Annotated in this window: 12 protein-coding genes; 6 read left to right on the top strand and 6 right to left on the bottom strand. The window is 33.6% G+C overall.

Going from position 1 to position 15954, the window contains the following annotated elements; all coding sequences use genetic code 11:
* The coding region (locus tag LX95_RS05270; RefSeq protein WP_146240743.1) for a transposase at positions 1 to 296 on the top strand (296 nt) is incomplete at its 5' end.
* Positions 297 to 348: 52 nt separating this feature from the next.
* Here LX95_RS05270 and LX95_RS05265 read toward each other — a convergent pair.
* Positions 349 to 1920: a hypothetical protein gene (locus LX95_RS05265; RefSeq protein ID WP_111540385.1), complete on the bottom strand. Its 1572-nt coding sequence runs from the start codon at positions 1918 to 1920 to the stop codon at positions 349 to 351.
* Positions 1921 to 2117: 197 nt separating this feature from the next.
* Between LX95_RS05265 and LX95_RS05260 the strand changes: the two genes are divergently transcribed.
* Positions 2118 to 2294: a histone H1 gene (locus LX95_RS05260; protein WP_111540384.1), complete on the top strand. Its 177-nt coding sequence runs from the start codon at positions 2118 to 2120 to the stop codon at positions 2292 to 2294.
* 263 nt (positions 2295 to 2557) lie between these two features.
* Here the strand turns inward: LX95_RS05260 and LX95_RS05255 are convergent, their stop codons facing one another.
* The gene (locus LX95_RS05255) at positions 2558 to 2884 is read right to left on the bottom strand and encodes a hypothetical protein (protein ID WP_111540383.1); all 327 of its coding nucleotides are present in this window, start codon (positions 2882 to 2884) and stop codon (positions 2558 to 2560) included.
* A 25-nt stretch (positions 2885 to 2909) separates the two neighbouring features.
* Complete coding sequence (locus tag LX95_RS05250) at positions 2910 to 3377, bottom strand: hypothetical protein (RefSeq protein ID WP_111540382.1); 468 nt, start codon at positions 3375 to 3377, stop codon at positions 2910 to 2912.
* 826 nt (positions 3378 to 4203) lie between these two features.
* Between LX95_RS05250 and LX95_RS05240 the strand changes: the two genes are divergently transcribed.
* Both LX95_RS05240 and LX95_RS05235 read left to right on the top strand, forming a co-directional pair.
* The gene (locus LX95_RS05240) at positions 4204 to 4452 is read left to right on the top strand and encodes a hypothetical protein (RefSeq protein ID WP_111540380.1); all 249 of its coding nucleotides are present in this window, start codon (positions 4204 to 4206) and stop codon (positions 4450 to 4452) included.
* A gap of 207 nt (positions 4453 to 4659) precedes the next feature.
* On the top strand, positions 4660 to 5064 hold the full coding sequence (locus LX95_RS05235; RefSeq protein ID WP_111540379.1) for a hypothetical protein: 405 nt from the start codon (positions 4660 to 4662) through the stop codon (positions 5062 to 5064).
* 161 nt (positions 5065 to 5225) lie between these two features.
* Here the strand turns inward: LX95_RS05235 and LX95_RS05230 are convergent, their stop codons facing one another.
* Complete coding sequence (locus LX95_RS05230; protein WP_111540378.1) at positions 5226 to 7310, bottom strand: M48 family metalloprotease; 2085 nt, start codon at positions 7308 to 7310, stop codon at positions 5226 to 5228.
* A 125-nt stretch (positions 7311 to 7435) separates the two neighbouring features.
* Positions 7436 to 10693, bottom strand: coding sequence for a hypothetical protein (locus LX95_RS05225; protein WP_111540377.1), 3258 nt, complete (start codon positions 10691 to 10693; stop codon positions 7436 to 7438).
* Positions 10694 to 10917: 224 nt separating this feature from the next.
* Here LX95_RS05225 and LX95_RS05220 point away from each other — a divergent pair, with 224 nt between their 5' ends.
* Positions 10918 to 11181, top strand: coding sequence for a hypothetical protein (locus tag LX95_RS05220; RefSeq protein ID WP_146240742.1), 264 nt, complete (start codon positions 10918 to 10920; stop codon positions 11179 to 11181).
* A 344-nt stretch (positions 11182 to 11525) separates the two neighbouring features.
* Here the strand turns inward: LX95_RS05220 and LX95_RS05210 are convergent, their stop codons facing one another.
* The gene (locus tag LX95_RS05210; RefSeq protein WP_111540374.1) at positions 11526 to 11837 is read right to left on the bottom strand and encodes a hypothetical protein; all 312 of its coding nucleotides are present in this window, start codon (positions 11835 to 11837) and stop codon (positions 11526 to 11528) included.
* A gap of 1165 nt (positions 11838 to 13002) precedes the next feature.
* Here LX95_RS05210 and LX95_RS05205 point away from each other — a divergent pair.
* Positions 13003 to 15951, top strand: coding sequence for a SusC/RagA family TonB-linked outer membrane protein (locus tag LX95_RS05205; RefSeq protein ID WP_111540373.1), 2949 nt, complete (start codon positions 13003 to 13005; stop codon positions 15949 to 15951).
* Positions 15952 to 15954: the final 3 nt, after the last annotated feature.

The following is a 15954-nucleotide window of genomic DNA, read 5'->3' as shown; positions in this document are numbered from 1 at the left end:
GTTATGCAGGATTAACTCCTATGATTCGCAAGAGTGGAAGCAGTGTAAATGGACGTAGTCGAATAAGTAAAATAGGAAATCAAAAACTCCGTAATTTACTATTTATGTGCAGTTTTAATGCTTGTAAATATAATAAGGCTTGCCAAGATATTTATGACCGTATAGTAGCAAAAGGGAAGAGTAAAAAACTAGCTTTAATTGCTGTGTGTAATAAGTTACTAAAACAGGCTTTTGCTATTGCAAAATCAGGACTAGTATATGATGATTCTTACAGAAGTACGTTGGCTAAAAATTAGTGAGTTTTTACTTGTTTTTTACCACAGTACTTTGTTGTGCGTTCGGCTTTTTTTATTTTCTCTCATATACCACCATTCTTATGTTATTATAATTGTCCTGTCTTGAAAGCTTTATTTCAACGTTTATGTTGTTCTGTGTTGTCCAAACAAATGATTGATTTTTCTTTTCTTCATTTTTCGAATTAGGTTCGCCAAGTTCATTAGTTAGAATCAAAACAATGTCTTTAAATCTTTTCAAGAAAACTTCACTTGCTGACTTTTCGTTTCCAAATTCTATTCTATCCGTCTGCGTTTTTTCCCAATTAATTGTTATGGCTCGAACCAAATCAGTCTTTTTGGTAGCATAATACATAATTGAGTTCGAGATAATAGAATCTTCAACAACGAGATAAGATTTGTTAATGTCAATAGCATAATTATTAGGATTCCAACTTTCTCCAATGCCAATTTTGTGATTTGGGGTAATGTCAAAAGATTTCCATTCCTTTTCTTTCGCTTCTATTTCCGTCAGGGTCAGTTTTGAAAAATCAGCAATTATTGAATTAAGCCTATTTTCAAAAATTTCGTTTGATCTTTTTTTTCCTAATGTTTTCGGCTTTAATTCAACATCATTGACTAAATAGGTTACATAAATTTTGTTACCCTTGATTGTTGTTAGACCATAAATTTGGTCATTTCTTGTGTTGAATTTGAGCAATTCGTTAGAGCCATTTAAGTTTTTACAACGATACGAGTAGTACCAATTGAAAAAACTGACTTCATCAAGTATCTTTTCAAATGGTTGAATCTTGTTGTTTTCTATTCGTGAAAGATACGAAGCTGTGTCTGTTTCATAAATGTGAAGAAGTTCATTGTTAAAAACAAAAGAGCTGACAATCCTTGGGTGATAGGAAAAGTCAAAATAGTCCACATTTTCATCTTCATAAATCACTTCGTAGCCTTTTGATTGACTGTACCAAGAGTAATTCTTACCTGTCTTTTCTATGTTTTCATAAGTCACATCACTATCACATTTTGTAAGCTCCTTTGGATTGTCAATTTTGAGAACTTGAAATGAATTAGTCAAATAATAGGTGTTGTCAATCTTATTAATCAGTGGTGTTGTGGATTCTAAAACATATTGACTGTCTGTTTTCTTGTCTTTAAACCACGTTTTTCCACCCCATTCGCCAAAATCTAAAGAGTAGACATAAAAGTCTGAATCTTCCCATATTAAGTCGTTCGTTTTATCAACCTTGTTCCATTTTAAGGTTGTATTATCAAGATAATAGCTTTGCTTGTCCATATACGGCTTCATAATAATGCTATCGTTTTGCACATAAAAATCCAAGTAGACTGTTTTCATTTCTTCGGGGCAGTCAATCACTTTTTCTAATTGATTGTTTGAAAAAATATAAAGCCATTTTTTTCCGTAGCCACCGTATTTCATTAATCGTTGTTCAAAAAGCACATAATATTTGTCCTTATATTCTAATGCGTGAGTCATTCTACCATTTACACTTATTGAAATTGTGTCTTGAATAAGAGAAAAACCACTCTCAAAATTTATCACGTTGGAATTTTGTTGACCATTACAAGCAAAAAGTGTCAATGATAAAATTAGTATTGCAAAAGTTCCTTTCATTTTCTTGTTTGTCGTGAGTTTGTTTTTCAGCTGACGCACAACTGGTTATATCAACTCAAATATAGTCGTTTATAGCTATATTTTGCCGGATAACAACACTTTTTTGTATTGTTTATTGTTTTCATAAATTAAATGAAGCACGGAATAAAAAATTATCAGGAATAATTATATTTTAGCAAAAATTAAAAGCAATAATTATGAAAGAATTGATTGAAAACATTAAAAGCACTTACGAATCTTTTGAGAGCGATGCCAATGCACAATTAGAAAGTGGTAATAAAGCAGCAGGTACTAGAGCAAGAAAATCTTCATTAGCTTTAGAAAAATTGTTAAAAGAATTCCGTAAAGTTTCTGTGGCAGAATCTAAAAAATAAGTAAAAGGCTGTCTGATATGAGAATTTTTCAGACAGCCTTTTTTATATAATTACTGAAGAAATTATTTATCTAATCTCCTTTCTTATGCTTATGAGGCTTAAGTGATGGTGTATTCCCTGGTGTACTTTTATTATCCCGTTGGCGTCGATCGGGTTTACCTGTTGAATCCGCTTTTCTTTTTGGTCCTGGTTTAATTCCCATAATGTTTGTTTTAGATAGTTATTGTTTTAATTTATTTTGTAGTTGAGAAGAAACAATTCTTTTATAAGATGGTAGAAATGGCTGTCCTAATTGCCTTTTCAAGTACTTCAATGGCTCCATTAGTAGCTCTTTGAGCTATGGCTTTAGAAATAACAGCTATAGCGTGTAATTCAGCTTCTAAGACCAATTTCTCATCTTTTAACCTTGATTGGAACTTTTCTTCACTTAATTCACCGCTTATCCTTAATTCAGCGAGCAATTCTAATCGTTCTTTTTTATTTTGTAAGAATTGATTGGAAGTGTCTTTTACTTGATCCCAGTTTTCATCTACATTGTTTTTGATTTTAGTGAGCATATCCGCTAAAACTTCATTGATATCAAAATTCATTTTATATGTGTTTTAGTTATTAATCTTAATTTGCTGGGTTGTTTATAATTTCTTTCCCTTTTTCGGCCACTTGCATAGCGTAGAATAAATCTTCAAATGTTTTTCTATTTAATTTTATAATCCCATCGCTCAGCGTTTCATCATTTTTATGTTCTTCTTTATACTTTTTCCATAATTGTAGAGTGATTTCACAAATTCGAGTAGAGTTTTTATTTAAAGACTTAACTTTATTCTTATTATATAAAGAATTGATCTCTACCTGAATATTTACATATTCATTTGCATAATGCTCATACTTCCTTTCATTTTGATTTTCTAACATTTGTAAATAGAATTTATCGATTTGCTTTGCCGTGTCCTCTATTTGCGCTGCTACTTCTTCATCGTAGCTGGGTACGAATGTTACTCTACAAGAAGAAAGTACGAATACCAAAGAAAAACAGAATAGGATAATTTTAGTCTTACTTGTTAAAATAAGTTTAGAAGTTACCATAGGAAATGCGTTTTAATATTATACTTAAAATTAATGGTATTCAAAGGGATATGGAATACCCATTAGCGGGTATAATTTTATGAGAGGGCTAATTTTTAAGGTTAGTGGAATTAACAATCAAATTTAAAATGAATTAAAAACATCTCCTCACTAGGTATTAATAACCTATATAACCAATAGGAACCCCCTAGATAAGCTCTATCCAATCTACACTAAGTCCACAATGCTCATACTCCCTAACTACAATATTCCACTGTAAAGTGGGAGCATAGTGGAGTAAGACTAAGTTAGGTATCTATTCTAAGGGAATTAGAAGAGGATGGAGTAGGTGTTATTTTAAAATAAAGTCGGTCTTAAACCTTCTTGAAAAGCTATTTTCTTTTGTGGGCAAAACCACCTCTTTATTATAACAGGCTAACTCTTGTGGGGGAGGATAGTGGTGTAGTTGTTTTATGGCAACTTGATTTTTAACTCCATTCGAATGTACAGTATCGTAAACCTCTTTACGATCTAAATAACTCAATTCACCAATAAAACACAAGACTTTATAGCTAAGTTTATTAGTGGTAATAATTAAAGTTTATATTTTTATACATAATTAATAATAATACAGTTTCTTCCATAAGGCATATTCCTTATTAGTAATAGTTTAAAAGTATGTAGTTAAACTTATAGAGAATGTAGTATTTATTTTAAACTCAAATTAGCAGGCTTTGTAATGCTTTAGTGAGCCTTTTAAAAATAATTATCTATGTCTATACCACTAACATAAGAAAAATTAATACATAAAGCAGGCACTAATCCATCACAAGGAGTGATTAAGCGTATGCGTAAAAAGTATTACAAAGTCCTTACTGAATCTGTAGGTGGAGATGCCCCAAAAGATGTGATTAGGTTTTATCAATATGGAAAAGGTAAAATAGCAAATTCAAAAAGTTGGCCTAAATATATTGCGAAAATTGGACATAAATGGTATCCCAATGAAAGCATAACGGAACATTTTTTTACAAGTATAGGTAAATACGTTAAAAATTCAGTCCCTAAGATAAGTATACCCCACAATAAAAAAATGTAATCATTTTCAGCTTATAGCATATCTCAAAGAAAATAATTATATTAAAAAAAAGCATGTCGATAGATGGACAAATATTCAAAGTTTAGAACAAACGTTAGGTATTCTAAATAATGACTTTGTGAAACTTTTCACACCCGAAAGGGGTTTAATAATAGAGAAAATACTTAATTTGAGGTTTCAAACGCTTAAAAGCATTATTCAATAATTATGTTAAAGCAATTTAAAAAATATATCAAGTCTCAACGTAAGGCAAAAGATTTGCCTTGTACTTATGAGCAAGTAAATCATAATCCTAACTTTAAATTAAAATATCAGGATGATATTATAGGGTACTTAAATTATGATGGTTCTGTATGGTCTTTTGATTATTCTGAATGGTTTAAAAATCAGGATGATCTACAACCATTGTTTGAGTTTCCAGCAAAAGAAAAGGTTTATAAATCAGTAGAGTTATGGCCATTTTTTGAAAGTCGAATACCTTCAATAAAACAACCTAAGGTACAGGCATATTTAGAAACTCATCCATCAGACCGAAATAACAAGGTAAAGCTCTTAGAGCTTTTTGGAATAACATCAGTCAATAATCCATATAAACTGGTTCTTAATTTATAATAAAAATGGTGCTTAAAGCACCATTTTTATGGTCTTAAATTTTCAATGGGTTAAGACCTAAAAAAACACTTTTTGAAAAGCTATTTTCTTTTGTAGTTAAAACCATCCCTTTATTATAAAACAGGCACCTCTTGTAGAGGAGGAGGTAGTGGGCGTGGTTTTTAGAAAGTTGTATTTTGAACGTGTTGAATAATGGATGTGATTTGAATCAATTGCGCTTGATAATTCAACAAATGCTTTTTTAATAAAAAATACCTTTGGGATAATAGAAAGGCATAATTACTCATTGCTGTAAAGAGTGTTTCTAAATGATCATCATAATACCTCTCATTACCAAAATACTTCCAATCTCTAGAAAGATATAAATCAAAATTATCTTTTATCTCCTTACTCATTGCTGCTTGATATAGGTCGTTATCCAATAAGATATGGATTTCGCTCTTCAGTTGCTTTTCAATTTTCTTCACACCAATTAAATTAGATTCAATTTGCTCTATGGGAGTGGTATAATTAATAAACTGTAGTGCATCAGAAAGTACGGTATACACTTCATATTTAGAATCAAAATTTTTATCATAATCAAAAAACTGTGTATATAAACCTTCCAATTGATGCTCACTTTTGCTTTCCTTTTCACAGGCCTTAAAAAACATAAAAATTTTGATGTCGTTAAATCTTATTTGTTCGTTAAGCTCTTCCTGTTCTATTTTTAGTTGTCGAAGAAGTTTCTTGCTGTTTATTTGACTATACTTTACACCATCATAGTCAAATGTTTTAAGCTTAATTTTTTTATCTGAAATTTGTTTAATGGTTTCTATATCATTCTCTAGTGCTATAGAGGTATACACCATATCAATTTTGTCTTCAGAAAATAGGTCAGCTAGTTGGATGTTTTTTACATCATTGTCAATTTTTTGTAGATCAAAAAGTAGTGGGTTTTTATTGTCATAGTAATCATTATACAGGCTAGGAAAAGAATTTTCTAAAAACTCGTTTTTAAATTCTTGCTGAAATGCTTCTTCTGTCATGGTAGAGACCTCTCCTTCGTATACAACCTCCTTAAACATTTTTTCGGTAAACTCTTTTTGTGTTTTTTCAATATCACTAAATATTAAGTTGGCAGGTTGGTTATTAATTCCCTTTGCTGTTAATCCTGTTTTTTCCAACATGGCTATTCGGTCTTCCGTACTTGGGTGTGAAGCCCACTGGTCTTTAATCACCAGTTTCGATTTATTGAATTTATTTAATTCTTGTACAGATACTTGAGGAAAATAATTTTTAATGCTTAGGTCACTCTCTTTAGCAAGAAAATTCATGGCAAAAATTTGATCTTTAAAGATATTTTCTGCTTTTAAATGATTAGAAACTTTCTTTTCATAAAACGATAAAACGCTTCCAAAAGAATGATCTGCTAACGACAATCGGAGTAATGAACTTTTTAAGGGTTCGTATCCTGTAACATTTGCAGCGATCTCATCGGCATGAAATTCCATCTCTCTAGATAAAGCCAAATAACTTTTGTTGACTACCTCATACATTTGTTTAAGCACCCACTTTATACCTTCAATAATTTTAATGGCAATAATTCCAAAGAATGAAAAATAACTACTGGCGTTAGCCCATTTTTGAATTAAATTGTCATAAGATTCGTTGTCATATAAAAGATTGTAGATGACTTGATTCACATAATACACATAGCTTCCTACCTTCATTGTTTTCTGAGAAAAATGACCAAACTCGTGGCTTAAAATAGCGGTAAGTTCAGATTCTGAAACCGTATTTACCAGCCCTAAACCTATTTGAAGATTCTTTTTTATGGGAAAGAACATACTCCAAAAGCTAGAATTGTAAAATACCGCTGCATTTACATCGTTAGATAAATAAACTTTTTTAGGAAAGCTTGTGCCTACTTTGATTACAATCTCGTCTATAAGCTCAAAAAGCTGTGGCTCATCTGTAATTTTAATTTCAGTGAGGTGGGAGCGATCTACTTTGTGCGATTTAAATATGAATTTAAGAAGAAAAAATAAAACCAACACTCCTAAACTTATAAGCCCTATGCCTAAAGCTAGGGTAATAAACTTAGGGAAAGCTTCAATCAGCATTCCAGCACCATAAATACATAAAAGGGTTAAACCCACTGCCAAGCTTAACATTAAAATATAAACCAATAAAAATAGGCCTATAGAGGTTATTGCTTTGGCGGTTTGAGTTTTAAACTCAGGGGAAACTTTAATTTCTCTCATGGTCTCTAGTGGTAGTTTTTCATCCTATTAAATTTCTCATAATATATTGTATATCGTTCGTAGCATCCCTCAGGTGCTATGTAAATTATACATATTGTTGTACTTTCGTTTTTATTCTTACTTTTTTAGAAATCTTTATAGGAACTATTTTTTGATTGTAATACTTTTAAAACGGGTGCATCTTTTTCACTTTTAGGAATAATAGGGGAGTCCCCTTTTAAAATGACGACATTGTCTAAATCATTTTCACCAATTTCCCACGCATTTTTAATATGTAATTCTTTTTTTAAAATAGCCTTATCAAAATAGGGTTCAATTTTTCCTGTTTTGATATCAATTATTTTTGCAGGACATAAACGATATTGTTTTAGTGTCTTATAGCCATTTATTAAGTTATCAAGATTGGTGGAACTATTAGCATTCATTTCATGGAATCTTGATGCTGAAATAAATAAGTTTCCTGATTTAAATTCTGTATCGGCAATGTTACTGCTTATGTGGACTCTATACCAAAAAGGATTGGCCTTATCTACTCCTTTTATTATTGTGATTTTAATTTGTTCATCTTTATCTACTTTGCCAACTCTTTTTATCCAATTGTCAAATATTTTCTTTCCAGCATTTTCATCTTCATAAGCAAGGAAAATTCCTAATCCTGAAGAATCACCAAAAAAACCAAACCCCTTCCATTTTGCATTGTCCCAAACTGTTGTGTCTATAATTGAAAAGACTGTTCTTTTATTATGAGCCACATTACTTGGATCAAATTTAGTTTCCTTATTCTCCGTTTTTACTTCTTGTTCTTTTAAGTCGAATGAGATAGGCTTCTTCCTTTTAAAAGGATATTCTTTCAAGGATGTATTATCTACCCAATCACCAAAGAAATATTTTGATTTATCTCCAAGAATATTAACTGTGAAATTTCTATGTTCGAATATTAAAGAAAGGCGTTCATGAATTTCTTCTTTGGCGAAGAGTTTTTTTAGATATTTTTTGGGGTCTTGCATCACAAAATTTGTCGCAAGAAGATTACTAGCAAATTCTAGCATTGAATTCCATATTCCATCATTTGATTTCTGCGAAAAATTAAATTCATTTATTTTAACAATATATTCAGATGAAGACTCTTTGTTGGAAAAATTGATGAATTCAACATTAGGATTTTTAATAAGTTTAATATTAATACTCTCCGTATTTGGGCAAACATCAGTTAGAGAGGTTGCTAAGAAGCTTTCAAAGAATGCTAAAAACGTTTCAGAAGCCAAAAGTAATTCATTGTCTTTTTTAAATTTAATATTGAATTTACAACCTAAAATTATGGAAGAAATTTTTATTTCACTTCCGGATAAAAAGTTCGTCTCGTGTATCATTTGATTTACAAACGGCTGATTCGCTACTAATTCGAAATGAGTATCAAGCCCTGTTTCATCAATAATATCAATACCTTTGAAATCACTGAGTATTAAATCTATATGACCTAACTTGTACAGACAAGCATTTTGAGTTAACCATAAGGTTTGGTTTTCAAGAATATCTGGTAGATAGGCTAGTAAATCATCTTTTTTACTATCTGTATTGAGGAATCTAACAGCAAAACAGCCATCCATTAACTCATATAAAGGTATGTCATTGTCGTCTTCATTTATTTCTATTTGTTTAGAGATAACTTGAAATAACTCGTGCCAAATTAAGAAGGATGGAAGCCTACCTATATAAAGTTCATTAATTGCTAATTGTTTTACGCAACTATAAATTCTTTCATTAATGACACCTTTTTCATACCATGATTTAAAAGCAATTGAACTTGCTGAAATCAAGCAATTATTTGAAGCCCAAATTAGACCTATTGCACTATAAGCTTGCGATAATCCTATTAAGGAAAGATACATACCGTTCTGACTTTCTTCTTTCGCAAGTTTCATTACCGCTTTGCCAAAGTATATTATACTTTCCTTGTTGTAACCTGCAAATAATTTTTGTCCTCCTCTTTTCAAGAAAGTTTCACCTGCAGATAGTTCGGAATTTCGTTTTTCGGAAAGTGAAGCAATACAATCAATTAAATTATCAAATTCTTGATGATTAGGAAAATGACTACCTAGTTCTTCAACGATTGTTTTAAAACTATCAAAAGGAAAATCTATGTGACCTTTACTCTTAGATAAATACTGTGATAGGTCAACAAGTTGCTCTTTTGGGTCAATTCCTTCTGAAATAGAATCTATTAGGTTCTGTATAGACCTGTAAGTTCCTGCAATTAAAGAAGTAGATGGTTTTTGTTTGTTCTTTTCTAATCTGTTAAGAAGATTGATAAATTGCGTCTTTTCTTCTTCTATGATTATATTAAATTTCAATAAATCACAATTACCTGAAGCATCTAAACCTCTTAATAAATTGAATAGGTTGTTGTATAATTCGACCTCTGAAAAACTTGAGTCTTCAGAAATGTATTCTTTAAGAGATTTATATTCTTTGATGAAAGAGGAGTAGTCATCATACCAATTCATATATGTCCAAGCCTTTTGGTAATGAATCCTTAGCCATTGTTTCGTGTTATTAGTTTTTTTACATAACCTAATGGCTCTATCAAACTTTCCTTCAATCTCATCTTTTGATTTTTCTAGCATTCGAGATAAAATTGCAGATTCAATAGCGTCTTCAACTAGCTGAAAGTCATATTCGAAATATCGTTGAGAATTACTTATTTTTTCTTCTAATTCATCAAGTTTCTTTATACGATAAGCATCGTTTTGTCCAACAGAAGTTCTTTTGTTTTTAAAAGTACTCGATAGGTTTAAAGAGTCTACTGCCAAATCAACTAAATCATTAGTGTAGATTTTTTCAAGTATCCACTCTCCATCTAATATAACTACTTCTATATTAAACTCTTTTTCAAATTCATCTTGCGCTTCTTTTTTCTTTTTACTGGATGGAGTTTGGTTAGTCATAAAGTATGCTTTGGTATACTCTCTTCCAGTTTCGACTATCTTTTTTACATCTCCTTTAGCTTTACTTTTCCATGTCGCTTTAGCACTAATTGCAAAAGCCCATTTCTCATCTTTGCTCCAACCATTTTCTGGAACGAACCACCTGTTAGAAATGGATTCCGAAACGGGATAGGTTTCTGAATCTGTTTTTCCATCTCCTCCTCCTGTTGGGCCAACTTGCGGAATTAAATTTGGGGTGACGAACTTTTCGGCTAACCTTCGACATAAAGTTTCAAACTCATCCTGTTTTTGATTAGTAGTGATTTGATTCAATTCATATGCTAAATGTTCACGTAGTAATTGAGATTCATATATAGTTTCAGAGTCTGAAAAGTATTCAGGTCTTCTCATTTTGTAGAATTCAGAAGGAGTACCCTTTCTAATACTTTTCTTTTTCATTTATAATGCTCTTAGTTTGGGTTTACTTTTTCAGTGAGTAATTCTGTTTTTTTAATGAAGCACAACTAGTTATATCCTAACAAATATAGCTGTAATCATATATACATAACGGGATAGTATACTTTTTTTTGTTAATTTATCTTAAATTATAATATAAAGCCTAGATTTCATAAGAACTAGCTATATTTAAATACAAGATTTAAGGTGTGTACAGAATTTTTCCTTTGCTATTTTTACTAAGTTTCGCTACCCACGGGCAAAAGCTAATGGGTGAAATCCAATATGCAGAGATTTCAAAAAGTAAAGAACATTACGAAGTTATATTTAAAACCAAGGAAGGTAAATTTTCTTCTTTTTACATTCAAAATACTTCCACTATTAATGTTGGCTTTTTAGCTTTTAAAAAAGCGATATTTACACTCTTCAAAAACCCCAATAAAAAAGACTATTTACTTCCATTTATAGAAGATAGTGTATTTGGTCTATAAAGACAGTAAAGTAAAAATGGAAGTATGGAAAGGCCATGATAGCGATCGTAGAGAGGCTCCTGTATAGCTTTCGTATACAGCTTATTTTAAGCTATTTGGCTTGGTACGTCAAAAAATTAAATTTTAATTATATTAGAATGCCCCTCTACGCATTTAAATTATTAATTAAAGATGAGCAGTATGCTAACCTTCTTAGGGATGGAGTATTTATAGAAAATTGTTTACAAATTAATATACGCTCTGCTCTGTATGTTTTATATAAATTTTTTTAGAGATGGTATTGAAAGCTTAAAAAGTTTTGTAGAAAGGGGAGTTTTATAGAAATATATAAACATTTATGTTTATCAAGAGTTTTTACTTCTATTAGAAAATTGATATATGTCTTTTTCAGTTATAGATTTATAATGTTCTGAAAAAATACATAAGTCAAATTGCATTGCATCAAGTATTAATATTAATGTTGCGGTACTTGGTAATGTGATTGCATTAAATGTATCCGATACTGTAGCTTTCCGGATATCCGCATTTATAGCAATTTTATTAAAACTTTCAGCTATATCGTTTGTGCTTTTCTCGTTATTTCTACGTATTTCCAAGAGTCTATTTAACGCTATAGCAATTTTTAATTTGATATTATTTTCTATATTCTTCTTCACTAATGCAATTAAGCATTTAAAAAAATATTTTTCGGTACTCTATGGCGTACCGATATTTTTTTCATATATTTGAGTATCTATTTATATAGATATTATATTTGCGATACTTCTTAAAATAAAATATTAGAAGCATTGCTTTGAATCTCGGTCAGAAAACTGGTAATTTTTATGCAACGAGAGAATAAGCAAGATGCTCACGACCCGGGGCGTGGGCTCTCTTATTGTTGCATGGTATACCAGTACCTCTGTCCGATAAGTTGAGTTTCCACGCCTTTTTGTATATAGCTTTTCTCTTCTACATTTTCAAAGCATTTCTTTTTTTTTAAAAGGTTTCGCTATTGTATCAAGACCAACTTAATAACTAAATGCTTATGGGATAAAACAACAAATAAATGAAAGGTTTCTCGACTTTGGTTGAAATGACAGGGTGAGTTAAACTTAATAGGATGGGATGCTGAGTCAAGCTCAGCATGACGATAAACTGTATGAGATGCTGAAACGAGTTCAGCATGACGTACGTACAGGTTCAGCATGACGTTAGAATGGATTAAATGCTGAATTTAATTTTAAATATTCAAGTATAGTAAAATGTGGTCTATTGAAAATTGCTCGCAAAATTGGCAGTGCAGTAAGTGTAAAATTTTAGGCTGTCTGAGACCGATGGTAATCGGGTGTGTTCCTAAAATTTAGCTTGTAAACCTACAATTTAGAGTAAGATTCATAAGCCTAGACCTTTTTGTTACTTTTTCCGTCGATGGGAAAAAGTAAAGAATATAAATAAAAAGTAATTGATTATTTGATCCGTGCCTATGAAATAAAAAGAAACAATACTGAGATTTCTCGACTTCGCTCGAAATGAGAAGGATGAGAAAGACTAAAGAGGATGAGATACTGAGTCAAGCCCGCCTAAATGATTATTTAATTCGGGCAGGTTTAGCATGACGATAAACAGGATGCGATGCTGAAACGAGTTCAGCATGACGTACATACAGGTTCAGCATGACAGCAAACGTTGAATGCTAAAGGCAAATAGCTAAAGGCTAGCAGCTAAAAGCTAATAACTAAACGCTAAAAATTAAAACAAAAAAGCCCCCTCCAAACTTTACACGGTACAGGAGAAGGCCATTATTAACTAAAACGTATTAACTAATAACACAACAAATTTATGAAATTTTCTTACAGGCAGCACCTGTTAAGGGCAACTCTTTTTTTATTAGGAGTATTTCCCTTAAGCGGGTTTTGCCAACAAATCATCAAGGGACAGGTTACCGGTCCTCAAGATTTACCTATTCCCGGGGTCAACATTCAAATACAAGGCGCCAATCGAGGAACTACCTCAAATTTTGAGGGGGAATACCAATTGGTGGCAAGAAAGCAAGACACCTTAGTGTTTACCTATATGGGCTACGCCCCACAAAAAGTAGCCGTAGATGAGCAGACGCAAATTAACATACAGCTTCAAGAAAACGAGAACTCTTTGGGCGATTTGGTGATCAATGCGGGGTATTACCAAGTAAAAGACCGTGAACGCACGGGGAATATTGCTAAAATTACTGCCGAGGAGATCGAGCTGCAACCTTTGGTAAGTCCGCTACAAGCCCTGCAAGGAAGAATGGCAGGAGTAGAGATTAGTTCAGGAACCGATACCCCGGGGGCAGCACCTACCATTCGCATCCGCGGACAAAATAGTTTACGAACCGAAGGGAACTACCCTTTGTACATTATCGATGGCGTGCCCATCAATTCGACTCCCGTGGAAAGCAATACGAGTCTGAGTTTTGCAGGGATTGATCCCTTAAGTACGATGAACCTCAGTAATATTGAAAACATCGAAGTACTCAAAGATGCCGATGCCACGGCGATATATGGTTCTAGGGGAGCTAATGGTGTTATTTTGATCAGCACCAAAAAGGGGGAGGGACAAAAAGGAATTCAAGCGCGACTTTATAGCGGAATTTCCACCGTACCCAACAAGTTAGACCTTCTAAATACTCAACAGTACCTCAAGGTAAGAAGACAGGCATTTAACAACGATGGTGTAGAACCCGATGAATTTAATGCCTACGATCTATTGTTATGGGATCAAACCCGAGAAACCGATTGGCAGGAGGAATTTTTGGGGGGTACGGCCAACATTACCGATGTCAGTATTTCCGCTCAAGGCGGAAATGACCGAACACACTTTCGGTTGAATGGCGCTTTTCACCAACAAGGAACCATTTATCCAGCAGATTTACAATACCAAAAGATTACGGGAGGTGCACACTTGGATCATCGTTCCAAGGATGAAAAATTTCAACTGGGTCTAGCGATTAATTATGGCGTAGACCAAAACGAACTTTTGGGCGATGGGGTGGACTTTAATACTAACGCCTTTACACTTTCTCCCAATGCCCCAGCACTTTATTTAGATGACGGTAGCCTCAATTGGGAGGAGTGGGGAGAAGCCGGACTTAATAATCCCTTAGAAGGGATATTCAATACCAGTACCACCAGAACTCACAATTTAATCACGAGCCTCAACCTTTCTTATGAGATCGCCAAGGGATTGGAAGTCAAAACCAACTTCGGTTTTACCGATTTCAATAGCGATGAAGTCGTAAAAATGCCTCAGCGCTCGTATAATCCTGCAGGAATGCCCCTGCACCGGTCATTGAATACCCAAAGTCAACGCCAATCGTGGATTATAGAACCTCAATTGAACTACCAACACCAATGGGGAAAGCTAAACTTGAATGCTTTAGTAGGAAGTACCCTGCAAGAAAACCAATACGATACCTTTAGCGTGCAAGGGGAAAATTATGTGGCCGAAGCTTTAATTGGGAATCTAGGTGCCGCAGAAAGCTTGATCAATGGGGTAGCCAGAAATACACAATACCGCTACCAGGCCGTATTTGCAAGGTTGGGACTTGACTGGGATCAAAAATATTACCTGAACCTTACGGGGAGAAGGGACGGTTCTTCCCGTTTTGCCCAAGGGAATCGCTTTGCTAATTTCGGAGCCATAGGAGCTGCATGGATTTTTACCGAAGCATCTTTTTTTGAAGAAAATATGGAGTGGTTATCTTTTGGGAAATTTCGTGGAAGTTATGGAACCACGGGGAGCGATCAGATTCCAGATTATGGCTATTTAGACGCCTATGAAGCCACCCAAGGACCGGGCGGTCTCTATCCCACGGCTTTGGCCAATCCCCAATATTCTTGGGAGGTAAACAAAAAAGGAGAAATCGCCCTACAGTTGGGCTTTCTAAAAGACAGAATTAGTTTAGGGGCAAGTGCTTACCGCAACCGTTCTTCCAACCAATTGGTGGGCTATCCTTTGCCAGCGACTACCGGTTTTAATAGTGTACAGGCCAACTTAGCTGCTACGGTAGAAAATAGGGGATGGGAAGTGGAGTTTTCTAGTGATAATATCCGCAAAGGAAACTTTCGTTGGCAGACTTCCTTTAACATCAGTTTTCCCAAAAATGAACTCATCCGTTACCCGGGGCTAGAACAATCTCCCTATGCCAACACCTATCGAGAAGGGCATCCTTTAAACATTGCCCTCTTATATGAATATACGGGAATAGATCCCGAGACAGGTTATTATAGCGTTAAGGATCAAAACGAAGACGGAGTGCTGAACCAAGAAGACCAGGTGGTTATCCAGGACCGCACCCGGGAGTATTTTGGGGGCATCAACAATAGTCTTAGCTACAAGGGAATTTCCTTGCAGTTTTTAGTTCAATTTGTTAAACAGGAAGGAAGCTTCACTTCCTTGTTCAATTCAGGTTTCCCTGAAAATCAACTCCAAGAATTTAGCAGTACTTCTGCTACCGATCATCAAATATCCCAGACTCCAGAAGCTTCTTTAGCTTATTCACGGGTGGTGGAATCAGATCTAGTAATCGACGACGCCTCTTTTATCCGATTGAAAACGCTCAACCTAAGTTATAGCCTTCCCGCGGATTGGATAAGCCCTTTGGGTATTAATCAGGCAAAGTTTTTTATGACCGGACAAAACCTGTGGACGCTCACCGATTATAGGGGGATAGATCCCGATACGCCCATAGGCGGGCTTGCTTTTTCAGGTTTGCGCACTTTTACCACAGGACTACAAGTTAATTTTTAAAAA

It is taken from the genome of Mesonia algae (assembly GCF_003253545.1).
Lineage (GTDB): Bacteria > Bacteroidota > Bacteroidia > Flavobacteriales > Flavobacteriaceae > Mesonia > Mesonia algae.
The sequence above is the reverse complement of the archived record's forward strand: the minus strand, read 5'-3'. Positions and strand labels throughout refer to the sequence as shown.